Genomic DNA, 26,552 nt, shown 5'->3' on the forward strand with positions numbered 1-26,552 from the left:
TTTGCTGCACCTGCGCGTCACACGCTACCTATTTCCGCGCTATCAACCGGGAGCCCCAGCGATGAAGGGCACAACGACCATCGGCTCCGCCGTGATTGAGCGGCTCCATCAGCTGGGCGTCCGGCATATCTTCGGCATCCCGGGCGATTACGTCCTCAGCCTCTACAAACTGCTCGAAACCTCCCCGATCCGCCATGTCGGCACGACGCGCGAAGACTGCGCGGGGTTTGCCGCCGATGCCTATGCCCGCATCAACGGCATCGGCGCCGTCTGCGTCACCTATTGCGTCGGAGGGCTGAACTGCGTGAATGCGATCGCCTGCGCCTATGCAGAACGGTCGCCGGTCGTGCTGCTCACCGGATCGCCGGGACTCTCGGAGCGGGTTCGCACCCCCTACATGCACCACATGGTGCGGGACTTCTCCACGCAGCGAGAGGTCTTTGAGAAAATCACGGTGGCCGCAATCTCGTTGGACGATCCCTCAACCGCCGAACGGGAAATGGACCGGGCTTTTGCCGCCCTCTTGCGCTATCGCCGCCCCATCTATATCGAAATCCCGCGCGACCTCGTCCATGCGCCGCTGCCAGCCTCTCTGCGCCCCTTATGCCTCGACGATGAGCCAAGCGATCCCGCAGCCTTGGAAGAAGCGATCGGCGAAGTCCGCACGATGCTCGCCTCGGCGCGTCGCCCCTGCATTCTCGCTGGGGCAGAAATCGGACGGTTCGGTTTGCACGATGACCTGACTCGCCTGGTCGAACGGCTGAATGTCCCCATCGCCTCAACGCTGATGGGGAAGTCCGTGATCCGTGAAGACCATCCCCTGCACGTCGGCATTTACGGGGGGCTCATCGCCCGCAACGAGGTGCAGCAGTTCGTCAATGAGTCGGACTGCTTGCTGATTCTCGGCTCGATCCTCTCGGATGTGGAAGATCTGGACGCCCAGTCCCCGTTACTCACCGAAGGCCGCACCATCCACGCGACGGCGGACCGAGTGGCGATCAAACACCATCGCTATGAGACCATTCGCTTTCAGGACTTCGTCAGAGGCTTGGGCAGCGCTTCTCTGCCGTCCTTCGTTTCGCGACCGTTACCGGCCCAGGTCCCGACAGCAGACAGGGCCGTGGCTCCCACAGCGCCGATCACCTTACAGGGTCTATTCCGCCACCTGGACAGCATCCTGAACAAGAACACGCTGGTCATCGCCGACGTCGGAGAATCGCTCTTTGCTGCGGCGGACCTCCATGTCCACCGGCGCTTCGAATTCCTCGCCCCCGCCTATTACACCTCGATGGGATTCGCCGTGCCCGCGGCAGTCGGAGCATCCTTTGCCGACCCGTCGCTCAGGCCGATCGTGCTGGTGGGAGATGGCGCGTTTCAGATGACCGGCTCGGAACTCTCCACCTGCGTCCGGTACGGCCAATCACCCATCGTCATCGTCTTAAATAATCGCGGCTACTCAACCGAACGGGAAATTCTGGAAGGGCCATTCAACGACGTGCATGAATGGCAATATGAGCGGATCTGCGACGTGATCGGCGGCGGGGTGGGCTCGCGCATTGCGACACAGGGAGAGTTCGAACATGCACTGGCAACAGCCCTGGCTGATGCAGGCCGATTGCACGTCCTCAATGTATTACTCGATGCAGCCGACCGATCGCCCGGCATGGTCCGGTTGGCGCGCCGCCTCGGAGAGAAATTGTCGACCGACAAGCCCTAGGAGGGCTTCTTCGTGGCGAACACCGTGGCGTCGCACGCGAGGTATTTGATCTGCTTCATCGGGATGATGATCACTTCCTTTGCAGAATCCACCTCCAGCACTTCCATATCGTCACTGATGGTATGGCGGATCGCATCCTTGACCAGCAACTCCTGATTGTCGACAAACACGATTTTCACCCAGTATTGCACGCGTACCCTCCCTTATTGACCCAGCAGTCTTCTCGCTTGGCGACTGTCGCGGGATTATACTGATCGCCCTCTCGGCCTTGCAACTTGCACAGGCCGACCTGCCTTGCGTAGAGTGAACCGACATCATTCACCCATGACTGATCGAAGGGATCACCCGTGACAGGAACACCCCCAACCAACGTTGCCACAGTGAGGCAGCTGTTCACTTTCTGTTGTATGGCTACGCTGGTCATCACTAATCTAGCTGTTGCGCAAGTAATCGGCAACGAAGCGGAAATGGATCGCTTGCAGGGGAAAGCAGAAGAAGCAATGGCGAGTGACGATCCTGAAGGAGCCGCCATGGCCATGGGACGTGCGGCACTCATGGCCAAATACCTGGCTAAAACCAACCAGAATGATGGCTCAGCCGTTCGCATGTTTCAGGGCGCCGAAATCCTGTTTCGGTCACAGGAACATAGCTATCGCGCCATGGCCCTCTTTCGCCGGGCCGGGGGCCAACTGCCCGCCTCGTCCGGTGTCTGCGGAAGCCTCTCGTTGGCCCAGAGCAGCCTCCAACAAGCACTCACGATGCTCACGCACGAAAGCACTGCGCCAGGCCCTCGCACCGCAAAGGCCCTCCAGCTCCAGCAGGCAGCCGCTGATTGGGGAACCGTCATCGACTCGATCATCGCCGACTATCAATGCCGCTAGTACCAGCCTCTTCCGCGCACTTAGACCTCAACACGTCCCCGGCCTAGCAGGCTGCGAAAAAACTCGGTGCATGTGAAAAATATGACGAACATACTCCGAGTGGCACAGTGGTCGGAATCATCACGGGATGCTCAAAAAGGCCGTCCAGCAAGGCCACAGGCGAGCCGAAACCGGAGGCGTACCCTCAAGGGCACGTTGAGGATTTCGATGAGCCGAGAACGATGCTGGCGGATTGTTTCAGCATCCTGCTAGTCGTCTTCCGGGTTGATGACATGAAGCCCCGCCGCACGACAGGCCGTCAGCAATGGCTGGTCGGCGCTCACGACGGTCAACCGCAAAGACTTGAGTTCCAATGCCAGAGCCAAATGGAGGATCTGAGGAGACCGGAGCGATGGATACTCCATCGAGAGCTCTTTAGTCGCCAAGTAGGTCTGCATCGTCGGCGCGATGAACTGATAGAGACCCTCCTGCGACTCCTTCTCGAACTTATGGAGCACCGAATAACAATCGTCCCGCGTGATGTCTCCGTGACTGGCCCGATTCGAAAATGCCGTGTAGAAATCGGTCACGGACCAGGTCGGCAGAATGGCCACTTTGCCCCGCTTCACCATGAGCCGGTTGATGATGCGCGTGCCCCGCTCCATGCTGTAGCGTTTAACCAGAGCGGTTGAGTCGAAATAGTAATACGGCATCTGGTCAGACCCTCCCCTTCAAAATAACGGCAGCCAAGGGTCCCGGCATTTTCGAGAGCCGATCTTGTAATTCATCCAACGGCAGCTCCTCATAGCCTTCCTTGCGGAACTTGTCGGCCAAGTTGCCCTGATTGAACAAGGCGGTGTCGTCTTTGAGTCGATCACCCAGCCGGCGTTTCGCAACGCGACTGGGCACCCGCTGGCGTGTCACCGTCAACCCGCGGCCACGGCTGCGTGGCGCACGACTTGATGCTCCTCCGGCTCCCGGCTTCGATTTGGCCATACCCTCCCTCCCTCTCTGCGTTAATGGGTTGCTGACGCCGGCGCCGATCCCTGCCCATCCCGCGGACATCCCGCAGGCTGGCTCGCCTGTGCCGGCAATTCCGACTCTCCGTAGACATGCGCCGCAATGGCCTTCGCCACATCGGTAGAAAACTCCTGCTGCATGACACGCACCGCCTTGGCTGTCGCCTCACGATCCGACAGATGGCCTTCCTTCCCGCCCTTCGACAGGGCGCCGACCACCCGCTGGCTGGTCAAATCCACGACTTCGAAATCGCTGCACCACCGCACGTACTTGAACTGCGGATCGCGCACGTCGATCGGCCAGACCCGCACGACGCCCCGCAGCAGCAACTCCGGAGAGGGCCCGCTGGCATCGCCACCGAGCGAACGCTCTCCACTCCAGGGCCGACTCGTGACTTGCAAGCCTTCCTTCAATAATCCTTCTATCAAGGCCCGTTGCGCCGGCTCAACCTGATCGCCCGTCACCGCAACCGCCAACACTAGATTCGTCGCTAGAAACTGTTCGAGCTCATGGGTCAGTTCGCTCACGCGATAGGCGGCGGCGGTACCCTGCCCGCTCGAACGGATCACGCGAAGGTCGGCATTATAGGTCTCTCGCAGCACCAGATTTCTGGCAGCCCGCCGCAGGGCTCTCACTTTGGCCAGCTTATCGGAGGGGCGATGGGCCTCCTCGACATCGTCGCTGATCGACCGGTCCAGCTCAGTAATCTTCTCTAGGAACGAGGTCTCTGCCTGAGGCCGATGCATCCCCGCCAAGGCATAATGCAGTCCATTATGCCGATCGACCCACCGATCGACGATCCGGACGTTCTCCAAGACTTTGTCAGTCGACACGCGCGTCAGATTATCGAGCGTCAACCGTCGTTCTGCGCTGCTGTGACCGCGCTGCTCGATCAACAGATACGATTCCCAGTCCTTCGCTTGCGCACTGACCTCGGCCTTAAAGATGCGGGCCACGGCAGCATAGGCATGGTCTTCAGCGACCGCACGACTCTCCGCCTGTCCTACTCCGACGAGATATTGTCCGGACGGATAGGCAACACTGCCCCCATCGATCCAATCAGGCTTCGTCTGGCCTCCAAACCAGGCACAGCCGGACAGGGCGCCGATGGCACAGAGGACCAACGCGACGTTCTTCATATCTAGCAATCGATCGATCATGGCATCACCCGTTGAATCAGCACAGTGGTCTCCCCTGGCCTGAGCGACAGAGTCCGCATGGTTTCAGGCCTCAGCGGGTCATAGGATCCGGCTGGCTGGCTCTGCACCTGGTAGCGGCCAGCTGGAACCCAAACGCGCGCGAGATGGATTTCATCTGGCAAGGTCTGCCAGCTCCGCTTGTCGGCTTCTTCCGATACCACAGCCAATCCTTTCGCCACCACCCCCACGAGAAGACCGACCAAGGGCGCCGCATCTTTCCCAACTGCTTGCTGAGCCTCTCTCGTCGTGCCTTCAGCTAGCGCAAACTTCGTGGCAGCACGGGCGAGGGCCTTGACGGTGATGCCAGCCATGCGCTCCGACAGCGCCTTCTCTGCCAAGGCCGTTACGTTATGCGCCAACTCCGTATTCACTGTCACCCTCGTACCATGGTCCGGGATGAGGCTCACCGTATCGATCGGCACATGCGTCTTCTGCGAGACGAGCCGTGGCACAGCCACGCGCACGACATGTCCGCTAAGACCATACAAAACTGAGTCCGACACCCGATTGGAATGTTGCGTCGATTGCGAAAGCCCGCGGTTGAGGAGCACCAATTGGAGTGCATCAAGACTAATCGGCAGATCAAGAAACTGATCCTCCTTGTGTGGCGCGCGGCCATTATAGCTGATCACGACAACTTGAGCGAGTTGTTGCAAGGCAGAACTAGTCTCCCACCTGGTGTCGGGAAATAGGCCTTGGTACTCGGCCAACTCCTGAGTGAAGTGCAGGGCCTCGGCCGTTCGTAACAGATCGACCCGCAGCTGGGACGGAATGGCCGTGTGCGACCATGAACTGGTAGACTCAAAGGTCTCGTAGGCCTTCCGATAGGCAATAAACGCATTATTCACATCGCCGGTGCTCTCATAGAGAATGCCGCTCAGGTAGCGCGCGAAGCCGTCATCCCGATAGGCATTCTTCTCTCTCGTTCGATCCGACAGGACGTTGAGCCGGTGGTCGATGCGTCGGGCTTCGACCAGTGCATCTTGCCACTGAGCCAGCACTGCATAGTTAAGAGCCTTCAGCACATTGATCAGCACCTGTTCGTAGGGATCGCCCTCATAGGGTAACGCCGTATCGCTCGTCAGGAACGCAAGGGTTTCCGTTCGAATCCTTCGCGTGTAGAGACGATCCAGCTCTTCCTCGGCCCGCTCCAAGACGGCGTTGCTCTGCTGATAGTCGCCGGCGAGCTGAAGGGTCATCCCTCGATCCATGCCATAGAGCGCCAGGCTTTTTTCGCCATATTCTTTTTCAGCCCGCTGGACGATCGCATCGGCGCCCTTGGGGTCATGGGAACGAAGGCTCGTGTCGATGAGGAGGTACCGATTTACAGAGGGGCCGCAACCGGCAAACAACAGAAGAGCCAGCAGGGCAGGAAGAGACCTGGTGAAGACAACAACGCCCCACCGTGCCGAAAGGAAGGCGGTGGGGCGTGAAGGAAGAGGGCTCAACGGTAGTCGTGAGGCCTAAAAAATGGAACGTTTCTTTTCGATGACTTTCTTGATCTTCTTCTGGCCGTACCAGACCTTGGCATTGCTCTCCAAATCGACCATCTGCAAGTCGATCTGATAGAACACCGCCTTCGTCCCCTCGGCCTCGTCGAGGATCGTGGCAATCGTGCCCTTCATCATATAATCGGCGCCGATCTCTTTGCCCGGCGCTTTCTGCGTATCCTCGCGCGCATGCATCGCCTGCTCTTTGCGCTCGGTACGCAGCTCCTCGCGATCTCCCTTGCCTGCCACAAACGTCACTTTCTGGGAGTTGGTGAGCTCACGTTCAAGATCGGTCACAAACGTGCCGACGTTGATATGTTCGTGACTGCTGTTCAGGATAGCCCCGACCACGACGACCGGCTGGCGACGCTTTGAGCTGGAGAAGTTGTTGAGCCAGGGATACTCCAGCGCCTCTTTGACCATGGACTCCGCGACCATCCTGGAGTCGGTATCGTTCCAACGTCCGCTCAAATCCGTGACGACTCCTGAGTCGACCCTGGTGACTTTCGTCTCTTGCGCACAGGCGACCAGCGACAACAGCGCCAGCGCAACGAGCCCGATTCGTCCTCGATTCATCACGATCACGCGATACCTCCTCGCAGATGCAGCCATTGACGGTCGATCAAGTCGGAGCCCTTACTTCGGCGCCCGCTTGTCTTCTTCTTTCTCAAGCCGATCAAAAAGCTTATCAGCGTTCTTTTTAACGTAGTCCCGCACCTGTGAATTGAGTTCCTTCGCCTGCTCGAGATTATTCTTCATCTCCTCGAGGTTCAGCTTGGTCAACACATAGTACGTGTTCGTCTTCTCGTCCTTATAGCGCTCGATGGGCCGCACGCCGCTGAGGGTCGCAGTCGTCACCGTCTTAATAGCCCGCTCGACACTCTGCTCTTCTGTGTTCTTGGTGAAATCTCCGGCCGTCGTGGAGGAAGCGAAGTCGCGCATCAAGTAACCGGTATAGGTTTCAAAGGTCTTGGCGATTTCAGCCCTGGCACGATTTTCCGCTGTGTCCCAGGCCAATGGCTCGTTCCGAACACCGACCACGGACCCGACGCCATAAAAGGCCTTGCTGTCTTTTTCGTTAAAGGCCCCGGATCCCTGTTTCACCCACTTTGGAGGACCGCCACAGGCAGCAAGTCCGATCATCAGGGCAATCGCCACTCCTCCCCCGACCAACCTCGACTTGAACCCCAATACCCTATTCATGCGCGTGCCTCCTTGGTAATGATCACCCGTGAAACGACGACGTAACACCAGTCAGATACCAGCGACAAACGGTCGAGAATTCACATAAAATCATGCTAGCATGCACCCCTCAGCCAGTCAACGAAACAGACGGCGGAGATTGACCGTCTCACTGTAATAAGGAGATTACCCGTGGCAGACATTCAGATTGATGACGGTATCATTAAGATTCTGAACATGGAAGTGCAAGATCCCAAAGCGGCCGCAGTCCTCGCCGAATATCCCCAAGTCCGTTGGGCAGAAATTACGCGCAAAGCCGTTAAGATTGGGCTGGGATATCTCAAGGGCGGAGAAAAGCCTTAAGGCTTAGAAGGTGCGGAAGGAGCAGCGGGGCGTGACTGAGCCACGGCAGCTACGGCACGGGCATGATTCCCCCCCAGCTCGAGGTAGCGGGTGAAGGCCTCGACCGATTTGGGCTGATCCTTCATCTCGTCGGCATAGAGAAGGCCGAGCGAGAAATAGACATCCACATAGTTGGGATTGACCACCAGCGCCTCCCGCATCGCACGCTCCGCCTCGGCAAACTGCCCGCGCTTTTCGTAAATCAACCCGAGCGTATACTGCGAGTCAGGATTTGCCGGCGCATACTGCACCGCCAGCTTCGCCGCCGACAAGGCCTCGTCAAGACTCGGCAAAACCTCTAACAACACATAGCTCTTGAGCACGTAGGCGTCACCGAACGTGGGATCATATCCCAGCGCTTTATTCAGCCGCTCCAACGCCTCCTCCGACGATTTCCCTGTTTGGAGCAACGCGAAAGCCTGTTCGTACTGCGTCTTTGCCGCCTGCCGCCGTTCAGCCGGAGACTGGGGCCCCGCCCCCAGGACAAAGGCGGACTTTCGTCCCTCGATCAGCACCGTATCCCCGTCCCCTTCAAGCTGCGCAAAGAGGGGATGCTGGGCTCCCTTCGACCGTTCCAGGACTTGCTGCTTCACATAATCCCCGACTTCCGACGCCATGAGCCAACCGTTTTTATTACGATCCGCCTGGCCAGCCAGCCCCTTCACTAACATCTGCACAAAGAGACTCTTCCCATCCTCTTGACTCAAAGACTCGCCCTTATCGCCCGCCGTCAACACTTGCACGGCTCGCCGATCCGTATCCTCTTCCGGGGCCAATCGTCCTTCGAGAGAGAGGGGCTGAGCGGCACTCACCTCCCACCCTCGCACTGCGGCATTCACGAGGAAGAGGGTATGCTTGGAGGCGCTCCGTCGACTGAACTCTTTCAACTGTTCAAACGTCACAGACTTGGACACGTTCCCGATCTGCGCATCCCAAGGAACGAGATAGCCCAGCTCCTTCCCGGCAAGATCCTGCGTAACGCCGGCATGGCCAACGAAATAGAGCACGAGCCGATCGTACCGGCCGACCTTGCGGGGCAAGAAATCCGAGAGGGTCTGCTGCAGGCGGCGAAAACTCACATCCTTGTCATAGAGTTCGACGACCTCATCGAATCCCAACTGGCGGAAGGTTTGAGCCACAGCCTTGGCATCCTCAATCGCACCGGGGATTTTCGGAGCCAGGAGATAATTCTCCACCCCGATCACAATGGCCCAGGACTTGTAATATAGCCCTTCCGGCTTCCCCACTTGGGCAAACACGAATGAAGGACCGAGCAGCGCGATCAGTGAGGAGGCGAGCAGCACGAGGAGGAAAGATGATCGGGACAGGATCGGCAGCATAAAGTTGAACCGGCCTCGTTGTGTGGTCTGGAATAAATTCAGCCTACTCTCGCCTCTGAGCGACTGTCAAGAAACGGCAAACTGAAGCTCACCCCAGCGCCACAGTTGAGTTATTCCCTGGCCCTCCAGCATAATATCGAGGCTCTTGCCCTTGACCTAGCAGGCTGCAAAAAACTATTTTGTTTGCGCCAGCAAAACTTCGATACACTGCACGGGTGGAGCAAGAACAGAACACCAACGCGGATGCTCAAAAAGGCCGTCCGGCAAGGCCGCCGGCGAGTCGAAACCGGAGGCGGACCCTCAGGGGTACGTTGAGGATTTCGATGAGCCGAGAACGATGCTGGCGGACTTTTTCAGCATCCTGCTAAAGGAGCCATTGCCACATGTCAGAGAACATCGACACTCTCCTGAAGGAAAGCCGCGTCTATCAGCCATCCGCTCAGACCAAAGCCGCAGCCTATATTCAGGACTACGAGAGCGCCTACAAACAATCGATTGCCGATCCTGAAGGCTTCTGGAGCAACGTCGCCAAGGAACTGGAATGGTTCTCCCCCTGGACCAAGGTCCTGGAATGGAACTATCCCTGGGCCAAGTGGTTCGTCGGCGCCACCTGCAACATTGCCTATAACTGCCTGGACCGTCACGTCAAAACCTGGCGCAAGAACAAAGTCGCCATCATCTGGGTCGGCGAAAACGACCAGGAACGGGTCATCACCTACGGCGAACTCTACCGGCAGGTCAATCGTTGCGCCAATGGGCTCAAGAAACTGGGGCTCACAAAGGGCGACCGGGTCACGATCTACCTGCCGAAAGTGCCGGAACAAATCGTCGCCATGCTCGCCTGCGCCCGCATCGGCGTTATTCATAGTGTGGTCTACTCCGGATTCAGCGCCCCGGCCCTCGCAAACCGCATTCAGGACGCCGAAGCCAAGCTGGTTATTACAGCCGACGTCGGGTTCGACCGGGGCAAGGTCCTCAACCTCAAATCGGTGGTCGACCAAGCCGTCGCCAATTCCCCCACCGTCGAACATGTCGTGGTCTTGCGGCGTCAGACCCCTGGCGTGACCTTAGCCACACCAAAGGAAATCGATTGGCACGACTGGCTAAAGGCGGAGAAGGCGGTCTGCGAGGCTGAGCATCTGGATGCGGAACATCCCCTCTACATCCTCTATACCTCCGGCACCACCGGAAAACCGAAGGGCGTGGTCCATGTCCACGGCGGCTACATGGTCGGGACCTACATCACCACGAAATACGTCTTCGATCTGAAAGAAGACGACGTCTACTTCTGCGTCGCAGACCCAGGCTGGGTCACAGGCCACAGTTACATTGTCTATGGTCCGCTCCTGAACGGCGCGACGATCCTTACAGCCGAGGGCAAGCCGGACTATCCGAATCCGGGCCGCTGGTGGGATCTCATCGAACGGTACGGCGTCTCGATTTTCTACACGACCCCCACCGCCATTCGTCTACTCATGCGCTACGGGGAAGACTGGCCCAAGAAATACGATCTCTCCACCCTCCGCATCCTGGGCAGCGTGGGCGAGCCGATCAACCCTGAGGCCTGGGAATGGTTTCACCGCGCGACCGGTGAGGATAAACCGATTATGGACACCTGGTGGCAGACCGAAACAGGCTCCATCATGATTACCCCTCTGCCGACTGTTCCCTTAAAGCCAGGATCCGCCACCAGAGCCTTCCTCGGCATCGAAGCCGATGTGGTAGACAGCGCAGGCAACAGCCTCCCGGCCAACACCGGCGGCTTTGCCGTGATCAAGAAACCCTGGCCCGCGATGATGCGCACCATCTACAAAGATCCGGAACGGTACAAGACCTATTGGAACACGATCCCGAACTGCTACACAGCGGGCGACATCTGCCACAAGGATGAAGACGGGTATCTCTGGTTCATGGGCCGCGCGGATGACGTGATTAAAGTGGCCGGCAACCGGCTTGGCACCGCCGAAGTCGAGAGTGCGCTGGTCAGCCACCATGCCGTGGCGGAAGCCGCGGTGATCGGCAAGCCGCACAAACTCGTCGGCGAGTCCATCAAGGCCTTCATCATTTTGAAACAGGGAGAAGTCGAGAGCCAAGCCCTGATTCAGTCGATCAAGGACCAAGTGATGAAGGAACTGGGGAAAATCGGCGTACCGTCTGAAATCGACATCGTGTCCTCACTCCCCAAGACCCGGTCAGGCAAAATCATGCGGCGGGTACTCAAAGCCAAAGAGCTCGGACAAGATCCTGGCGATATCTCGACGATCGAAGATTGATACAACCGGCATGAAGCGTAAACCAGGCGAACCGATCTACCTCAAGCGTCACATGCTGGGCCTTGCCCTGGCCCTGATTGCCTCGATTCTGCTGCCCCTCCTCTACCACCGTTACATCGGCCCCCTGAGCTTTCCCGCCAGATTCGGCGCGGGCCTGCTCATCGCCGTCGGAGGCGCCATCGCACTCTATTTCGCCTACCGGTCCTCGGCACGGAACGAACCCTAACGCTGAACCGCTCCCCTAGCCATCTAGTTCTTCGTGCTGGGCTTTTGTTCCGGCTTCTGATGCGTCCAGGCAAGAGGACTCGCCTCATTAGCGAAATAGGCCTTCCCGAATCCCAGAACCAGATGCGCGTCCTGTAGCCGCAGTTCCCAGAGTGAAAAGTCCGCAAAGCCAAACACCATGGCCGATTGGGGGAAGCGAGCCAGATACCGTTCCTTCACATCAGCATAGATCGGTGCATCAGCCTTCAGCAGCACCGCCTCACCCTGAAGATTCATCCGCCGCAGGGCCAAAGGATTTTTCTCCGGTCCATCCGGCTCCGAGACAAACAGTCCCACGCGAGAATCGAGTAACAGATGTTCGGTGTGCAACGCCAAGCGGCTCACATGAATGTAAGCCCGCGTCCAGTCTTCGCCGAAGACATAGGGCACATGCGACCCGAACGGCCGCCCGTTTCTGAGCGTCAGCAACACGCCCGTCCGGACCTCTTCGGTCAATTTGACCCAAGCAGCCTGAACCTCCTCATTCGATAACTCCGCAGGCATCGACATAAAGACCCTCCTCTAAACTATGGAAACCAGAATCTCATCCCCGCACAGACCACGCAACTCTCTTCTGAAAATGCGAAGCCAGCTTATCTCTGTCGGACCACCGACAACAGGCACTCGCGGTCTCGCCAAAAGACATTATGAGCAGTGTAACCACACACCAGCTCACCGTGGTAGATAAGAGTAATCAATAGAATATAGGGCAATTTCTTAGTTGTTGAATCAACCGACATCTCGCCAGCCTGTGCATAAGTGCGACATTTCCCTGCACCCCTCATTCGAGGGTGCACTTCAAGTGAAAAGTCGCCCGATCATCGCCAAAAAAAATCACGCCTTGTGGAAAAGTGGAATATTCATTGGTCAAGCCCCTAAATGTTGTAGGTGTATTTGACGAGATACAATGCCTAATTTTCAGGCAATGAGCTGAGAAGTCTCTCTGTACAAGCCGTTTCAACATCTACCATCCTTCTGTACACAGGGTTGTCCACAGAAGTTGGGGAAGCTATGCGTTAGTGCCATCTGCACTCAGTAAGTGGAGCCATATTACCGATGACTGCCCAACAGAAACTCAATGAACAAAAAAGCGCATTGACATGCGAGAAGTATTTTTCCCCACAGGCCACCATCGCATCCACTGCTCGCACACCTATGCGAGAGGACGACCGCCTCTGTCGCCATCGGCTCCCCCATCAGGATTCACCTTTCACCCCGTACCTTTCACCCGCCCAGAAAGACAAGGTGATTTCTCCTGAGGAAACCGGTATTCTTCACCACGAGCGAGTGCAGACGGCGGAACAAGGAAGGAAATCCATGAGTTCGATCACAGGTATCACCGCAGCACGTCAATTTAGAAGGCTCCTCTTATCGGAGCAGCTGGAATTTATCTGTGAAGCCCACAACGGCCTCAGTGCCAAAATCGTCCAAGAGGCGGGTTTTAAGGGTATCTGGGCCAGTGGCCTGTCCATCTCAGCCCAATTCGGCGTCCGGGACAACAACGAAGCCAGCTGGACTCAAGTCCTGGAAAATCTGGAATTCATGGCCGATGCGGCCACAATTCCCATCCTCCTCGATGGTGATACGGGCTACGGCAACTTCAATAATATGCAGCGGCTGGTCCGCAAGCTGGAACAACGCAAGATCGCTGCGGTTTGCATTGAGGACAAACTCTTCCCCAAGACCAATAGCTTCATCAAGGGCGGCGCCCAGCCCATGGCGGATATGCAGGAGTTCTGCGGCAAAATCAAGGCAGGCAAAGACGCGCAGACCGATCCGGACTTTTCCATTATTGCCAGAGTAGAGGCCTTCATCTGCGGGTGGGGCCTGGCGGAGGCCCTGCGTCGCGCCGAAGCCTATCATCAGGCGGGAGCGGACGGCATTCTCATCCACAGCGCCCTCTCCGTGCCGGACGAGATCCTGACCTTCAAACAGGAATGGGGCAATCGCTGCCCGGTCGTAATCGTGCCGACAAAATACTACGCCACGCCCACGGAGGTGTTTCGCCAACAGGGCTTTTCAATCGTGATTTGGGCCAACCACATGCTCCGGGCCTCTGTAACCGCCATGCAGAAAACCGCGAAGACCCTCAAGGAACAGGAGCACCTGCTCTCCATCGAAGACAAAGTCGCGCCGGTCTCAGAAATCTTCCGCCTGCAAAACGCCGCAGAACTCCAAGAAGCAGAAGACCGCTACCTTCCTAAAGGCGCCGAAGACACCTGCGCCATTGTGCTAGCCGCCTCCCGAGGAAAGGAGCTGGGAGCACTCACCGAACAGCAGCCCAAAACGATGGTCAAGATCCAGGGCGCGCCAATCCTCTCCCACATCGTGGATGCCTACAATGCCGTGGGGATCAAGGATATCGTGGTCGTGCGCGGGTACAAGAAAGAAGCCGTCAATCTGCCCAACCTGACCTATGTCGACAACAACGACTTTGCGGACACAGGCGAACTGGATTCCCTGCTCAAGGCCCTCCAATCCAGAAAAGGACCGGCGCAAAGCACGATCATTTCCTACGGGGACGTCCTGTTCAACAAATACATCCCCCAGTCTCTCTGTCAGGAAAATGATGACTGTGTAATTTTCGTCGACAGCAACTGGCAGGAGCAGAGCAGCTATGCCCGCCTCGGCGGGTTTGCCGAATGCACCATCCCCAATTCGAGAAAAGCCTTCAACGCCAAGATCTATCTCAAGCAATTGGGAGCCACGCTTCCCCAAGACTCCATCCACGGGGTCTGGATGGGATTCCTCAAAGTCTCGCCTGGCGCAACCACGCTCATCACTGGCATCATTGCAGAGATGCTGGCCAAACCGGCCAACCGCAAAGCCGCCATCCCCCAGCTCATCCAAGAATTGTTAACACGCGACTATCCGATCCGCGTGCTCTACACAGCGGGTCACTGGCTCGACATCAATAGCCTCGATGATGTGGTGCAGGCAGGGAATTTTTAAGTACGGTTCTTCTGGTTGGTCTGGTTGGTCTGGCCTGTTTGGTTTCGTTCAATAAGAAAAATGAGACGCCTCAGGAGGCTTACCCCGCATCACAATGCAATTGATATCTTATACGGAACCACACATGACAAAACCGATCTTCAAATTATCTCGCGTTTCAGGCGCTCCGGTTTCTGACGATGAGTTGATCGCCGATTTACAACGAGTTGCACGATCACTGAATTCTGGCACAGTGCCCCAAAAGAAGTATGGTGCCCTTGGCACGTTTGACTGCAGCACAGTCATTCGGAGGTTTGGCTCGTGGAATAACGCCCTTGGCGTCGCAGGCCTTTCCCTATCCAACGAAGTTGATATTTCAGACGAGCGTCTATTCGAGAACCTGCTTATACTTTGGCAGCATCTAGGTCGGCAGCCACGACGTAGCGAGTTATCATCCCCTCCGTCCACGATCTCTCAAACCCCATACAACCGGCGGTTTGGCTCTTGGACTGCGTCGCTGGAAGCGTTCGTTAATTATGCCAACGGAAGTGGCGTCGAATCACCGGCAGTTCAGCCTGACGGAGAAGCTACCCGCCGCACAACAGGCCGAGGCCCTTCGCTTCGCCTTCGCTGGCATGTGCTTCAACGTGACCGCTTTACCTGTTGTGCCTGCGGTGCAAGTCCAGCCCTCACTCCCAACACTGAACTTCACGTTGACCACATAGTCCCATGGAGTAAAGGCGGCGAAACGGTTCTAGGGAATCTGCAAACCCTTTGCTCGGTATGCAACCTTGGCAAATCCAACGTACATGCGGGCTAACAAATTAAAGGACATGGATTCTGGACCAGACTTGGCTATTGGAGCCGGTCGCCTCGATTGAAGTAATGGCGAGCTCGGCAGTCTTCCCTCCAAGGTAGCCTCCTCCCGCGCCTTCCGTCATGAACGGCTGGAGATAGATGACTGGCGCTTGCCACGGCACACCACTCCAACTGAGGCATTAGGAGACAGGACCTCCGTTTGGTCGTGACGAATAACAGCACAGCCTCTTGGGGGGCATCCATGGTTTCGGCAGAATTGATTCCCCTCTGCATCCTTCTGCCTGTGGCATTTTACGTGCAGATTTGGCATCCTGTTGGAGCGGTGCAGGAAGGACATGGGGAGAGCTTCTCTCCCTGACAGGATAATCAGAGGTTTCTTACCTGATGGAGTAAAGGAGCTGTTATGTCGACGTCACATCTTCCCCGGGACAGCAAAGATCGATCGGTTCGAGCGCGGATGCACGATCCATACAAGGCGAAGGGAAAGCTCCAGGAACCGTCGGTGTGTCGTGAGTGCAAAGCGGTCTACCACAAAGGGCGGTGGACATGGGACCCTGCCCCAGCAAAGAGTCACGACCTCGTGTGCCCTGCTTGTGAACGGATACAGGATGGCGCGCCCAGCGGAGTGCTGCTGCTCACAGGTGAGTTTGTCGCCTCGCATCGGGACGAGGTTCTCGGACTCGCCCGCAATGAAGAGGCCCGTGTCAAAGCTGAACATCCTCTGGCTCGCATTATCACGATCAAGGACCAAACCGAAGCACCCGTCGGGGTAATCATCACCACGACCGACCCCCATCTCGCACGGCGCATCGGCGAGGCGCTCCATCACGCCCATCGCGGCACCTTCACCTGTCGTTACGAAGAGAGCGAAGACCTGCTCAGGGCGAACTGGCAGAGTTAAGCGAGGGCAAGAGCCAGACTCTCGCCTGCCGATCGAATGCGGCAGGTGAGAGTCCCTCGACATGAGTTCGGGGACCGGCATGACTATTCACTCATTTGAGCCGGTCGCCTCGCTTGAAGAGATTGAGGACTCGATAGTCTTTCCTCCAAGGTAGCCCCCTCCACCCGCACTTTCTGTCACGAACAATTGGAGATATCTGACGGATGCTCTGCGCAAAAGAGGGCAACACCTGCCTTGACAGATGCTGCCCTCTTTTCTTTACCGCGACGAACCGTTCGAGAAACTCACCGAAAAGACAAACGGTTTGACAACACGCCTGCAAACCAAAGCACGCGGCCCTACCCGCTACCTTGTCACCCACAAATCCTTACAAGGCTTTCCCAACCGTATATCGTCTGGTAACAATCCATGGATAGACCCCCTTCTGATTGTCCCCGCCCAAAGAGAACGCGTCGCACATAATATAGTCCGCGCCACCGAGCGGGACGCATTCCGTGGAGGGATACTCATCGTCAAGTCCTAGAACATGGCCAAATTCGTGGACGACGCCGGCCGGGTCGATGCCGGAATAGATCGGATGGAGAAAGAGAGGATTGGATTTGTAACGCGGAATAACATTGGCATTCATATTCAGGCGCACGTGCCAGACGATTCCCTCCTTGTTGTAGGTCGCGAGATCGCCGGCGGCAACCTCTCCAAGGTTGACAACCTGAAATCGAAGTTCGAATCCGGCTCGGCTCCAATGGGTTTGAATCAGTTCTTTCCAATACTCCATGTACCAGTCTTTGATGTCTTTGCTCTGGCCGTTAACGGTAAAACTCTCGTCGCGATCAACTCGGCATGTGTCAAAGACCCAAATGCCATTACTCACGCTCTTAGGGACCAGGCCGCGCGTCGTCTTTCCCTTGCTCTTGACCGTGGTCGCGCAAACCGTGGCGTCGATTCCAAGCCGCTCCGCCAAGGGCATCGTGATATCGAGATACTTGGTCAGCTTCAACTCCGGAAAATGAAACTCGGCTGGAATCGTGACAATCCAGCTCCCGTTTGCCCGTTCGAGCCGATACATGTACTTCTGCTGAGTGATGACATTACCGAAATAATTGTAGTGCCCCTTCACCAATCGTGCGCCAAGACTGCCCTCAAAGACGTGATCGGAGCCGATCTCCTTCTCGATCTTCTTGCCCATCGTATCGCGCTTGCGGTTACACGCGAGAACATGGGCGTTGTAAGTCCGGCTGCCAACATAATCGGCGGTGCCGCCCAATGGCGACACCGCCGTCGCAAAGTTTTCCAGCTCGAGGTTTTCCGCCTCTTGAATATGCCGGCTTTCGATATTACCGGGCTTACACAGGCCTGCAAACGCGGAGGGTGCCCACAAGACGAACAACAATACACTCAGTACAAGTTGGCGCATAAGTTCAACTCCTTGTTTCATCCGTGAGAATTAGACTCCCGTCCTGAAAAATTTCCACTCTCCAAGAAAATAGTCCTGACACATTTACCTCTCCCCTCACAAACGGCTGCAGATAACCGGCGCTCTCAATACCCCTGAATCGTGAGGACCGGCTAGGTGCGCGGACTTGTTTGACTTGCCTTGCTTATGTGGCTGAGCCCGACTCACAGGAGAGACCAGATGAATCAGACAGACCACAAATGAGCTGCTCACAGCCTGAGCGTCTTTCTCACGTCCGCGATCGGGATCTCGCGCCAGGCACCGGGAGGGAGTTCTTCCAACTTAAAGGGACCGTATTGAATGCGCCTGAGCCTGGTCACTTCATGCCCCAAGGACTTAAACAGCCGCCTGATTTCACGGTTCTTCCCCTGGACCAACACCACTTCCAGATGTGATTCGCGGCCGGAACTCTTCTGAATCTTCACGCTGTGGCACTGAAGACGCTCGCCTTCTTCGACCACGCCGACTGTGGCCTCTTTGGCTTGGTCCTCGGTGAATTCTCCCCGCACAGAGACCAGGTAGGTCCTCATCACTTTATGGCCAGGATCGGTGAGATAGCTCGACAGGACCGAATCGTTGGTGAGCAGCAGAAGCCCGCTGGTCGCTTGATCGAGTCTCCCGACTGCATGCAGATAACCCAGGTTCGCCGGCAAGACATCGAAGATCGTCTTCCGGTCCTTTTCATCACTGTGCGTCGTGATGACCCCCTTGGGTTTATGAAAGAGGATAAATCGTTTGGCCGAATCTTTAATCGGCTTATCATCAACCGAAAGGGCGTCTTTCGGCCACAAAACCCAGGTGGCCGGATCTCGAATGACTCGCCCGTTGACCTGGACTCGTCCTGCACGAACCCAGTCCTGGCTCGTGCCACGAGAGGCAATACCAAGTTTCGACAGCAGTCGATCCACCGTGAAACGTTTAGACGATATCGAATTCTTTTGTGCCATCGTGAACCATTTCAGCTCAACGGAATTTCACTGGTCTGCATTGTCTAAGCCAATCGCACAACTCTACACAGGATGCTTAAAAAGTTCGTCCAGCAAGACCGCAGGCGAGTCGAAACCGGAGGCGTACCCTCGTGGCACATTGAGGATTTCGATGAGCCGAGAACGACGCTGGCGGACTTTTGGAACATCCTGTCAGAGGAGTCCGCGCTTCTGGAGATAATCTTTATCAATCACAGGCGTCGGCTTGGCAGGGAGCTGCGCCCTTTCTTGCAATAACCGTTCGACGTATTTCCCGATCAGGTCCGATTCGAGATTGACCTGGTCGCCCACTTGCTTGAGGCCCAAGCTGGTAACCTTCGCCGTGTGCGGAATAATCGCGACGGAGAAGCCACGATCTGTCACCTGATTGATCGTCAAACTGATGCCGTCGACCGTGACAGACCCCTTCACGATGCAGTGGCGCAGAATCTCCGGCGGGGCTTCGATCGTGAACAGGATGGCATTTCCATCCTGCTGGCGGCTGCGCACCGTGCCGATGCCGTCTACGTGGCCGGACACCAGGTGCCCGCCCAGCCGTTCGTTAAGCTTCATCGCCCGTTCCAGGTTCAGCGGCGATCCGGCCGTGAGCAGCCCGAGAGTCGTGACGGAGAGGGTTTCAGGAGAGACCTCCACGGAAAAATTGTGCTCACTCTTACTCACCACGGTCAGACAGGTGCCGTTAACGCTGACACTGTCCCCGATTTTGAGATCACCCATCACGGTTGAGGCCAGAATCGTCAGCCTCGTTCCTGCAAGCGTCTTATCGATCGAGATAATGGCGCCGAGCTCTTCAACAATGCCTGTAAACATTACTCGTCCCTCATAAGCCGTTTCACGACATAGACGAACAAAACAATCAGCACCAGCAAGCCGATGCCGGCCAAGGTGCCGATCACGATATTCTCTGTCGCAATGGTTTTCATCATCGGCTCATTATATCCCACTGACCCTACGCCCGTCTCACCGTTATCCAGAACAACGAGGCCGCGGCCAGCTGCAATCCCGCGATAATGGCAAAGGCGTTGGCATAGTTCAAATGCGCGATGAGGACCCCTGCCAGAAGCGGCCCGCTGGCATGGCCGATGTCTCCAATCGTCCCCTGCATCCCCATCCCAGCCCCGAGCGTCTTGAACTCGGAACTGTCCGCGACCAGCGCAGACGAGGAGGAGGAGACGACGGCTTCGCCGAATCCGAAGCCAGCCGAAAGCAACAAAAGCAGCCAGAACATCGACACCTGGGGAATGCAGACGAAGGTCGCAGCACAGATCACGAGGCCAATGACGATGAGCGGCTGCCGTCCGACGCGATCGGACACCCGTCCCATAATCGGCTTGGACACGAGCGACGTGAGGGCCTGGACCGTAAAGAGCAGCCCGACCTCCCCAGGATTCAATCCCACCGAAATGCCATAGAGAGGGAGGAAGGCCATTAAGGCCCCGTTCGCAATCATCTTGGCTGCGTCGGTTGAGCTGGTCACGAGGACCGTACGGTTCTTGGCCACCACCAGGAAGCCCTTCCACATCTCCGCCAGCAACGGAGCCAGCCCCTTCTTCTGCGCACGAGGGGGCGGCGGCGTGAGGTGCATGCTATAGAAAATGACAATGGCGGTGCAGCCGAAGAGGCCTGCCGTCAGGAAAGCCGTAGAGAATCCTGCCGCATAGATCAGGTAGCCGCCGACGAAGGGGCCGAGCAAGGCGCCGAATTGCGTCGAAGCCGTGTAGGTGCCGAGCGCGGCGCCCCGCCGTTCCCGATAGAGATCTGCCACGGTCGCCAGAGCGCTCGGGGCGAAGATGGCGGTGGCCAGTCCATGAAACATGCGCAAACCGGTCAAGGTATCGAGGTCTGTCACCCAGGGATAGAGAAAGGGCGGGAGCCCGAAGGCGACCACGCCGATCTGCAAGAGATACCGTCTGCCATAGATATCGGACAATGCACCGGACGGTAATTTGAGAAAGACCCCCGTGAGGGTCGAGACCGACACGATGAGCCCAATCCGTTCAGGGCTGGCCCCCAGCGACTCTGCAAACAGAGCCAACACCGGCATCCGGACCATGTTGTAGCTGATAAAGCAAAAGACGCCGACGGTGCAGAGCAAGGTGAAGCTGCGTGACGTTGTCATGGCGCCACCGTCTTCGCTGGGGCCGTGTCGATGGGATGAGACCGGTGCTCGACCGTCTGTTGCAAAAAGGCCATCTCATCAAAGGTAAAGGCCGGAGGCTTCGCCGCCTCGGACAATACTCGATCAGGCTGTTGCTGCATCGCCAGACTCAAACGGTTGACAGAATCGACCCCCTTCACCATCTTTTTCGTCACCGTACTGCCGACGAGCGGACGAAACAGCGACACGAGGCCTGACAACAGGCGATTGTCCAATCTCGTGTAATAGACGAACGTGCTGTCCATCGCCTCGGCTCCACTCGAGTCCGCCACCTGATTCATCCTGAGCAACACCACGGCCTTCCCGGCAATGTGCGGAAGGAGGCGGCTGTGGTGCGATCCTTCCAGGTAATAGATCCGGCTGGTGCGGTCCTGATAGACGAGCTGGACGATGCCCTCTGTCCCCTCGCCATCATTGCCCCAATAACGCACGGAACCACGCGGCTCCGATTGATAGGGTGCGATGCCGAGGCGATTGATCAGGGACGCGGTCATGGGTGGACGATCCAAGAGATGGAGATAGACCGATTCAGACAACGAAGTGCGCACCGGGCCCAGCTTATTCGCCGTCGTGTAGTTACTGATGATCGGTTGCAGCTTGCAGACCCAGTCCGCCTCAACCAGTTCAACCGGAAAGGCTACCCCCGCATGGAGGGACGGTAAGGAGCAGGTTTCCGAATGGGCCGGGCGTGAATCTACCGCCACACTCAGCCCGATCACGCAAGCTAGCCAGAGTGCGCCGAATCTGAGCGGAAAAAACCACGCGGGAATCATGATCGCTGCCTTCGAATATGGATGGCGAGACAGGCGCGAAAAAACTGCGTGGGATATTGACGCAAACGTGCCTGTCGCACCGAAGCTTCACACGGCGGCAACACAAGACCTCCGAAGGACAGCCTGCCATTGGTGCGTGCGCCAAAATAGAGCAATGAACCAATACCTCCAACAAAATTGAATAACCGCCACTTAATTTCTTGCAGAAATCGATTATACTTCATTACAGAACAACCCTAATGGTCCACTGACGTCAGTGGACCATCTCTCAACCAGACAAACGGAGCGCTAGTTATGAGCGAAGAAAAATACCCGACCTTATACCATGCCGTCGGCGGCAAACCCACGCTCGAAAAGGTTCACAAAATATTCTACGACATACTCTACGCACACCCCTGGCTTGGGCAGTATTTTCATGGCATGCCGCAAAATGTCATCGAATCCCAACAAACTGATTTCATGACCTGCGCCATGGGCGGCCCGGAAGTCTATAGTGGCAAATTCCCCGCTCCTACTCACAAACATATGTATATCACCGAAGAAATGTTCGACTTGCGGCAAACCTTGCTGAAACAGGCCCTTGAAAAGGCACAGGTCCCCGCTGAGCTTGCAGGAAAATGGCTTAACATCGATGCGTCATTTCGCAGCGGACTGGTCAAAGCCTCGTTGACCGATTGCGAGAAGAGATACGCGACGGATCTTATTTTGAATTTTCAGAATCCGCTGGCTCGGTAGGATACCACGCAGCATCCCGGTCTGGGACGACAGCCGCAAGGGTAACGGGGGAAATGCCCGAGAGGAGCCGGCTCATCACAGATCTCCTTCCACAACCACATCGTCCCCGATACGGCGAACCGTGACGTGATGTAAGGCCAATGCCTGAGCCAAGCGTTTCGGGCTGCGGCCGCCGATCATGGCCTTGGCATCCTGCCCTCCCATCAGAGTCGGCGCGAGATAGAGCAACACGTGATTGACCAGTTTAGCCCGTAACGCTGCGGCATTGACGGTGCTGCCCCCCTCGATAAGCAGAGAGGTGACTCCCCGCTTGCCCAAGAGCGTCAGCAGAGCAGGAAACGACACATGCCCATTCTTCGTCGAGAGGGAGACGACTTCCACCCCTGCCAGCGCCAAGAGCCGGCGCCGTGATGTAGCCGCACGACTCGTGGTGGCAATCAAGGTCTTCGCCACATCCTGCTTGGCGCAGATCTTCGCCTTCGGCTTTGTCCTCAGTCGGCTATCGAGCACGACACGCAACGGTTGCTTCGGCGCCAGCTTGAGTGGACGGTCGGACAATCGCGCTGTCAACGAGGAATTATCCTTGAGCACTGTGCCGACTCCGACAAGCACCGCATCCACCTGACTCCGCAGCCGGTGGACAGCGCGTCTTGCGAGCGGTCCCGTAATCCATTGCGACTCTCCCTGCGCCGTCGCCACCTTCCCGTCCAACGTCATGCCAGCTTTGAGAATCACATAGGGACGGCCCGTCGTGACCCAATGGAGATAGGCGCGATTCAACTCTGCGGCTGCCTCGCGCGCAATCCCGGTCGTCACAGCAATGCCAGCCTTGCGCAAGGCGGCCACGCCGCGGCCCTTCACCAGAGGATTCGGATCGGTCATCGCCACCACCACCTCTCGCACACCTGACTGAATAACAGTCGGCACGCAAGGAGGGGTTCGCTTCAGGAGGTGGCAACAGGGTTCGAGCGTGACATAGAGGGTCGCGCCCTTGGCGCGCAACCCTGCTTGCTTGAGGGCAAGAATTTCTGCGTGGGGCTGTCCCGGACCCTGGTGATAGCCTTGTCCGACAATGCGGCCGTTCTTGACCACAAGGGAACCGACCATGGGATTCGGGCTGGTCTTGCCCAGGCCCTTCGCCGCGAGACGAAGCGCCAGGGTCATGAAGTGGAGATGCGTGGAGGTAGCAGTCACCGTTCCTTGCGCGTGACACGCGATCGGCTGCGAGGAGCCGACTTCGGTTTGGCAATCTTGGCGGCCTTCGTCTTCGAGTTCGTCGCCGCCTTTGCGGTCTTCTTTGCCTTCGCACGAGCCCCTGAGGCCTTGCGCTTGGGGGCTGTACTATTCGATTCTTCTTCGGCCAAGGCTGCATGGGCCGCAGCCAGCCTCGCAATGGCGACACGATAGGGCGAGCAGCTCACATAGTCTAGGCCGAGCTCATGGCAGAACTCGACGGAGCTGGGATCGCCTCCATGTTCACCGCAGATGCCGAGCTTGATCCCTGGGCGTGTCTTCCGGCCCCCGATGATGGCCTGTTTCATCAAGGCCCCCACCCCTTCCCGATCGAGCGTCGCAAAGGGATCCGCGTCCATGATATTGGCGGTTCGATAGAAATCGATAAACTTCGCCGCATCGTCGCGGGAGAACCCGAACGTGGTTTGGGTGAGATCGTTCGTGCCGAAGGAAAAGAACTCCGCCTCGGTCGCGATGCGATCCGCCGTCACGGCGGCACGAGGCAGTTCGATCATCGTACCCACGAGATAGGAAAGCTTCACGTTGTACCGCTTCATCGTCTCCTGCGCCACTTCGCGAACCAAATCTTTCTGCGCTTTCATTTCCGAGACCATCCCCACCAGCGGGATCATGATCTCCGGGACGATCTTCTTCCCTTCCTTGGCCAGCTCGCAGGCGGCTTCCATGATGGCCCGCGCCTGCATGCGAGTAATCTCCGGCATCGTAATCCCGAGCCGGCAGCCGCGTAACCCCAGCATGGGATTGAACTCGTGGAGTTCCTCCACGCGGGCCAGCAACCGGCGCTTCTCTTCGAGCCTGGCTCCGTCGCGCCCGGTCAGCTCCAGCTGCGCGATCTCCACCATCAAGTCTTCACGCTTCGGCAGAAACTCATGCAGCGGAGGATCGAGCAAACGAATGGTGACGGGGAAGCCGGCCATCTCGCGATACAGCCCGATGAAATCCTGTTTTTGTAGCGGCAGGAGTTGATCGAGGAACTTTTCCCGCTCTTCTTTCGTCCGCGCCAGAATCATCTTCTGCATGATCGTGATGCGATCCTCGGCGAAGAACATATGTTCCGTCCGACAGAGTCCAATTCCTTCGGCGCCAAAACCCCGCGCGATTTTCGCCTGATCCGGCACATCCGCATTAGCACGAACATGAAGCGTCCGCACGCTGTCGGCCCAGGACAGAATCAAGGCGAACCGCTGGTACTTATCCGACTTCTTCGCATCCAGCTTGCCCTGGATGACTTGAATAATTTCTGATTCGACGACTGGCAGGTCCCCCTCGTACACATTGCCGGTCGAGCCGTTGATCGAGAGATAGTCCCCCTCGCGGAACACCTTGGCTCCGATACGAACGGACTCGTCGTCCAACACCTCCACCGCATCGCAGCCGGCCACACAGACCTTCCCCATTTGCCGTGCAACCACCGCCGCGTGGGACGTCATCCCACCGCGCGCCGTCAAAAATCCCGCCGCGGCATTCATGCCATGAATATCGTCGGGGCTCGTCTCCTGCCGGACCAAGACCACGCGAATCCCGGCCGCTTTCATCTCAACGGCCTTATCTGGCGTAAGGGCGATCTTCCCGGCTGCCGCGCCAGGTCCGGCCGGGAGCCCCTTCCCCAGCGGATTGGACTTCGACTCTTCTTTCGTGTCGAAAATTGGATAGAGATATTGCGACAACTGCTCAGGCCCGATCCGCTGCACCGCTTCCTTCTTCGAGATCAGGCCTTCTCTGACCATATCGACGGCAATCTTCACGGCAGCGATGCCGGTCCGTTTGCCGACCCTGGTCTGCAACATATAGAGCTTGCCCTCTTGAATCGTAAACTCCAAATCGAGCATGTCCCGGTAATGTTTTTCGAGCTTCTTATAGGTGTGCTCCAGCTCCTTGTAGGCCTCCGGCACATTCTTCGCGAGGGCATTCACCGGAAGCGGAGTCCTGATGCCGGCCACCACATCTTCGCCCTGGGCATTCATCAAACATTCGCCGAAAAAGTTCTTGTCGCCGGACGCCGGATCGCGCGTAAAGGCCACACCGGTTCCGCTCGTCTCTCCCATGTTGCCGAAGACCATCGCCACCACATTGATGGCCGTGCCCCAGGAATCGGGAATCCCGTAGAGCCGCCGATAGGTCACCGCCCGCGCGCCGAACCAGGAGGAAAAGACGGCGTTGACCGCCAAGCGAAGCTGCTCCAGCGGCTCATCGGGGAACTCTTTCTTGGTTTCCTCCTTGACGAGGGCCTTGAAACTGGCCACTAGCTCACGCAGATGCCGCGCGTCGAGATGGGTCTCATGCGCCACACCAACTTCAGCCTTCTTGTACTTGAGGATCGCTTCGAAATGTTCGCGCGGCACGCCCATGACGATGCTGCCGTACATGGCGACGAACCGCCGATAGCTATCCTGGGCGAACCGATCGTTGCGGGTCTTGGCCGCCAGCCCCTCGACCGTCTTGGTCGTGAGACCGACATTCAGTACCGTATCCATCATGCCCGGCATCGAGGCCCTGGCGCCCGACCGGACCGAGACCAGCAAGGGCCGCTCGGGATCGCCGAACCCCATGCCCATCGACCGTTCGATCCGCTTCAGCGATTTCAAGGCGTCGTCCCACATGCCGGGAGGATACTTTTTCCCGTTCTTGTAATATTCAACACAGGCCTCGGTGGAAATCGTGAAGCCGGGCGGAACGGAGATGCCGAGGTTCGTCATTTCGGCAAGCCCGGCGCCCTTCCCACCCAGGAGCTCCTTCATGTTGGATGCGCCTTCGGCTTTGCCATCGCCAAAGTAGTACACGTATTTCTTTGCCAC

At 57.4% G+C, this 26,552-nt stretch carries 25 protein-coding genes; 8 read left to right on the top strand and 17 right to left on the bottom strand.

Annotation, left to right across the window (positions count from 1 at the left end):
* The first annotated feature begins 61 nt into the window (after nucleotides 1-61).
* Nucleotides 62-1,717, top strand: coding sequence for a thiamine pyrophosphate-binding protein (locus NT179_02595; GenBank protein MCX5720901.1), 1,656 nt, complete (start codon nucleotides 62-64; stop codon nucleotides 1,715-1,717).
* Here the strand turns inward: NT179_02595 and NT179_02600 are convergent.
* The gene (locus NT179_02600) at nucleotides 1,714-1,908 is read right to left on the bottom strand and encodes a hypothetical protein (protein ID MCX5720902.1); all 195 of its coding nucleotides are present in this window, start codon (nucleotides 1,906-1,908) and stop codon (nucleotides 1,714-1,716) included. The genes NT179_02595 and NT179_02600 overlap by 4 nt on opposite strands.
* Nucleotides 1,909-2,124: 216 nt before the next feature.
* Between NT179_02600 and NT179_02605 the strand changes: the two genes are divergently transcribed.
* Nucleotides 2,125-2,598: a hypothetical protein gene (locus NT179_02605; protein ID MCX5720903.1), complete on the top strand. Its 474-nt coding sequence runs from the start codon at nucleotides 2,125-2,127 to the stop codon at nucleotides 2,596-2,598.
* A 248-nt stretch (nucleotides 2,599-2,846) separates the two neighbouring features.
* On the opposite strand, the gene NT179_02610 is transcribed toward NT179_02605, so the two are convergent.
* Genes NT179_02610 through NT179_02635 form a run of 6 tightly spaced genes read right to left on the bottom strand, consistent with a single transcriptional unit; the run spans nucleotide 2,847 to nucleotide 7,489 of the window.
* Complete coding sequence (locus NT179_02610) at nucleotides 2,847-3,290, bottom strand: type II toxin-antitoxin system VapC family toxin (GenBank protein MCX5720904.1); 444 nt, start codon at nucleotides 3,288-3,290, stop codon at nucleotides 2,847-2,849.
* Nucleotides 3,291-3,294: 4 nt separating this feature from the next.
* Nucleotides 3,295-3,573: a hypothetical protein gene (locus NT179_02615; protein ID MCX5720905.1), complete on the bottom strand. Its 279-nt coding sequence runs from the start codon at nucleotides 3,571-3,573 to the stop codon at nucleotides 3,295-3,297.
* A 20-nt stretch (nucleotides 3,574-3,593) separates the two neighbouring features.
* Nucleotides 3,594-4,757 carry an LPP20 family lipoprotein gene (locus NT179_02620; protein ID MCX5720906.1) on the bottom strand — a complete coding sequence of 388 codons (1,164 nt, stop codon included), beginning with the start codon at nucleotides 4,755-4,757 and terminating at the stop codon, nucleotides 3,594-3,596.
* Entirely contained in the window at nucleotides 4,754-6,244 is a 1,491-nt protein-coding gene (locus NT179_02625; GenBank protein ID MCX5720907.1) for a hypothetical protein, read from the bottom strand. Before NT179_02625 ends, NT179_02620 begins: the two co-directional genes overlap by 4 nt.
* Before the next feature lie 15 nt (nucleotides 6,245-6,259).
* Nucleotides 6,260-6,862: a penicillin-binding protein activator LpoB gene (locus NT179_02630; protein ID MCX5720908.1), complete on the bottom strand. Its 603-nt coding sequence runs from the start codon at nucleotides 6,860-6,862 to the stop codon at nucleotides 6,260-6,262.
* Nucleotides 6,863-6,922: 60 nt separating this feature from the next.
* Complete coding sequence (locus tag NT179_02635) at nucleotides 6,923-7,489, bottom strand: hypothetical protein (GenBank protein MCX5720909.1); 567 nt, start codon at nucleotides 7,487-7,489, stop codon at nucleotides 6,923-6,925.
* Nucleotides 7,490-7,660: 171 nt separating this feature from the next.
* Between NT179_02635 and NT179_02640 the strand changes: the two genes are divergently transcribed.
* Entirely contained in the window at nucleotides 7,661-7,831 is a 171-nt protein-coding gene (locus tag NT179_02640; GenBank protein ID MCX5720910.1) for a hypothetical protein, read from the top strand.
* Here the strand turns inward: NT179_02640 and NT179_02645 are convergent.
* Entirely contained in the window at nucleotides 7,828-9,210 is a 1,383-nt protein-coding gene (locus NT179_02645; GenBank protein MCX5720911.1) for a tetratricopeptide repeat protein, read from the bottom strand. The two genes, NT179_02640 and NT179_02645, sit on opposite strands and share 4 nt — an antisense overlap.
* 383 nt (nucleotides 9,211-9,593) lie before the next feature.
* Here NT179_02645 and acs point away from each other — a divergent pair, with 383 nt between their 5' ends.
* Both acs and NT179_02655 read left to right on the top strand, forming a co-directional pair.
* Complete coding sequence (gene acs / locus NT179_02650; protein ID MCX5720912.1) at nucleotides 9,594-11,483, top strand: acetate--CoA ligase; 1,890 nt, start codon at nucleotides 9,594-9,596, stop codon at nucleotides 11,481-11,483.
* 10 nt (nucleotides 11,484-11,493) lie between these two features.
* Entirely contained in the window at nucleotides 11,494-11,709 is a 216-nt protein-coding gene (locus NT179_02655; GenBank protein MCX5720913.1) for a hypothetical protein, read from the top strand.
* A 23-nt stretch (nucleotides 11,710-11,732) separates the two neighbouring features.
* On the opposite strand, the gene NT179_02660 is transcribed toward NT179_02655, so the two are convergent.
* Nucleotides 11,733-12,257 carry a pyridoxamine 5'-phosphate oxidase family protein gene (locus tag NT179_02660; GenBank protein ID MCX5720914.1) on the bottom strand — a complete coding sequence of 175 codons (525 nt, stop codon included), beginning with the start codon at nucleotides 12,255-12,257 and terminating at the stop codon, nucleotides 11,733-11,735.
* An 807-nt stretch (nucleotides 12,258-13,064) separates the two neighbouring features.
* Here NT179_02660 and aepX point away from each other — a divergent pair.
* The gene (gene aepX, locus NT179_02665; GenBank protein ID MCX5720915.1) at nucleotides 13,065-14,699 is read left to right on the top strand and encodes a phosphoenolpyruvate mutase; all 1,635 of its coding nucleotides are present in this window, start codon (nucleotides 13,065-13,067) and stop codon (nucleotides 14,697-14,699) included.
* 803 nt (nucleotides 14,700-15,502) lie between these two features.
* On the opposite strand, the gene NT179_02670 is transcribed toward aepX, so the two are convergent.
* Nucleotides 15,503-15,658, bottom strand: coding sequence for a hypothetical protein (locus NT179_02670; GenBank protein ID MCX5720916.1), 156 nt, complete (start codon nucleotides 15,656-15,658; stop codon nucleotides 15,503-15,505).
* A gap of 242 nt (nucleotides 15,659-15,900) precedes the next feature.
* Here NT179_02670 and NT179_02675 point away from each other — a divergent pair, with 242 nt between their 5' ends.
* Entirely contained in the window at nucleotides 15,901-16,398 is a 498-nt protein-coding gene (locus NT179_02675; GenBank protein MCX5720917.1) for a BCAM0308 family protein, read from the top strand.
* A gap of 367 nt (nucleotides 16,399-16,765) precedes the next feature.
* On the opposite strand, the gene NT179_02680 is transcribed toward NT179_02675, so the two are convergent.
* From NT179_02680 to NT179_02700, 5 genes are all read right to left on the bottom strand, one after another.
* On the bottom strand, nucleotides 16,766-17,812 hold the full coding sequence (locus NT179_02680; GenBank protein ID MCX5720918.1) for a hypothetical protein: 1,047 nt from the start codon (nucleotides 17,810-17,812) through the stop codon (nucleotides 16,766-16,768).
* A 248-nt stretch (nucleotides 17,813-18,060) separates the two neighbouring features.
* A complete protein-coding gene (locus tag NT179_02685; GenBank protein ID MCX5720919.1) occupies nucleotides 18,061-18,759 on the bottom strand; it encodes a pseudouridine synthase in 699 nt (232 codons plus the stop codon).
* A gap of 231 nt (nucleotides 18,760-18,990) precedes the next feature.
* Nucleotides 18,991-19,647 (bottom strand): riboflavin synthase, encoded by a 657-nt coding sequence (locus NT179_02690; GenBank protein ID MCX5720920.1) that lies wholly within the window; start codon nucleotides 19,645-19,647, stop codon nucleotides 18,991-18,993.
* A gap of 139 nt (nucleotides 19,648-19,786) precedes the next feature.
* Nucleotides 19,787-20,956 carry an MFS transporter gene (locus NT179_02695; GenBank protein ID MCX5720921.1) on the bottom strand — a complete coding sequence of 390 codons (1,170 nt, stop codon included), beginning with the start codon at nucleotides 20,954-20,956 and terminating at the stop codon, nucleotides 19,787-19,789.
* On the bottom strand, nucleotides 20,953-21,768 hold the full coding sequence (locus NT179_02700) for a hypothetical protein (protein MCX5720922.1): 816 nt from the start codon (nucleotides 21,766-21,768) through the stop codon (nucleotides 20,953-20,955). The genes NT179_02695 and NT179_02700 overlap by 4 nt, the downstream gene beginning before the upstream one ends.
* Before the next feature lie 294 nt (nucleotides 21,769-22,062).
* Between NT179_02700 and NT179_02705 the strand changes: the two genes are divergently transcribed.
* Nucleotides 22,063-22,503 (top strand): group 1 truncated hemoglobin, encoded by a 441-nt coding sequence (locus NT179_02705; protein MCX5720923.1) that lies wholly within the window; start codon nucleotides 22,063-22,065, stop codon nucleotides 22,501-22,503.
* Between the two features lie 75 nt (nucleotides 22,504-22,578).
* On the opposite strand, the gene ribD is transcribed toward NT179_02705, so the two are convergent.
* Both ribD and ppdK read right to left on the bottom strand, forming a co-directional pair.
* Nucleotides 22,579-23,697: a bifunctional diaminohydroxyphosphoribosylaminopyrimidine deaminase/5-amino-6-(5-phosphoribosylamino)uracil reductase RibD gene (ribD, locus tag NT179_02710; protein MCX5720924.1), complete on the bottom strand. Its 1,119-nt coding sequence runs from the start codon at nucleotides 23,695-23,697 to the stop codon at nucleotides 22,579-22,581.
* Nucleotides 23,694-26,552 carry a pyruvate, phosphate dikinase gene (gene ppdK, locus NT179_02715; GenBank protein ID MCX5720925.1) on the bottom strand — a complete coding sequence of 953 codons (2,859 nt, stop codon included), beginning with the start codon at nucleotides 26,550-26,552 and terminating at the stop codon, nucleotides 23,694-23,696. The genes ribD and ppdK overlap by 4 nt, the downstream gene beginning before the upstream one ends.

The organism is Nitrospirota bacterium, from assembly GCA_026387665.1.
Taxonomy (GTDB): Bacteria; Nitrospirota; Nitrospiria; order Nitrospirales; family Nitrospiraceae; genus Palsa-1315.

Bases quoted from the DNA above. Each gene is read 5' to 3' on its own strand.
- acs (MCX5720912.1), top strand. From the start codon at position 9,594: ATGTCAGAGAACATCGACACTCTCCTGAAGGAAAGCCGCGTCTATCAG.
- NT179_02605 (MCX5720903.1), top strand. From the start codon at position 2,125: ATGGCTACGCTGGTCATCACTAATCTAGCTGTTGCGCAAGTAATCGGC.
- NT179_02610 (MCX5720904.1), bottom strand. From the start codon at position 3,290: ATGCCGTATTACTATTTCGACTCAACCGCTCTGGTTAAACGCTACAGC.
- NT179_02655 (MCX5720913.1), top strand. From the start codon at position 11,494: ATGAAGCGTAAACCAGGCGAACCGATCTACCTCAAGCGTCACATGCTG.
- NT179_02675 (MCX5720917.1), top strand. From the start codon at position 15,901: ATGTCGACGTCACATCTTCCCCGGGACAGCAAAGATCGATCGGTTCGA.
- NT179_02690 (MCX5720920.1), bottom strand. From the start codon at position 19,647: ATGTTTACAGGCATTGTTGAAGAGCTCGGCGCCATTATCTCGATCGAT.
- NT179_02630 (MCX5720908.1), bottom strand. From the start codon at position 6,862: ATGAATCGAGGACGAATCGGGCTCGTTGCGCTGGCGCTGTTGTCGCTG.
- NT179_02660 (MCX5720914.1), bottom strand. From the start codon at position 12,257: ATGTCGATGCCTGCGGAGTTATCGAATGAGGAGGTTCAGGCTGCTTGG.
- NT179_02680 (MCX5720918.1), bottom strand. From the start codon at position 17,812: ATGCGCCAACTTGTACTGAGTGTATTGTTGTTCGTCTTGTGGGCACCC.
- NT179_02695 (MCX5720921.1), bottom strand. From the start codon at position 20,956: ATGACAACGTCACGCAGCTTCACCTTGCTCTGCACCGTCGGCGTCTTT.
- NT179_02645 (MCX5720911.1), bottom strand. From the start codon at position 9,210: ATGCTGCCGATCCTGTCCCGATCATCTTTCCTCCTCGTGCTGCTCGCC.
- NT179_02620 (MCX5720906.1), bottom strand. From the start codon at position 4,757: ATGATCGATCGATTGCTAGATATGAAGAACGTCGCGTTGGTCCTCTGT.
- NT179_02615 (MCX5720905.1), bottom strand. From the start codon at position 3,573: ATGGCCAAATCGAAGCCGGGAGCCGGAGGAGCATCAAGTCGTGCGCCA.
- NT179_02595 (MCX5720901.1), top strand. From the start codon at position 62: ATGAAGGGCACAACGACCATCGGCTCCGCCGTGATTGAGCGGCTCCAT.
- NT179_02635 (MCX5720909.1), bottom strand. From the start codon at position 7,489: ATGAATAGGGTATTGGGGTTCAAGTCGAGGTTGGTCGGGGGAGGAGTG.
- aepX (MCX5720915.1), top strand. From the start codon at position 13,065: ATGAGTTCGATCACAGGTATCACCGCAGCACGTCAATTTAGAAGGCTC.
- NT179_02705 (MCX5720923.1), top strand. From the start codon at position 22,063: ATGAGCGAAGAAAAATACCCGACCTTATACCATGCCGTCGGCGGCAAA.
- NT179_02700 (MCX5720922.1), bottom strand. From the start codon at position 21,768: ATGATTCCCGCGTGGTTTTTTCCGCTCAGATTCGGCGCACTCTGGCTA.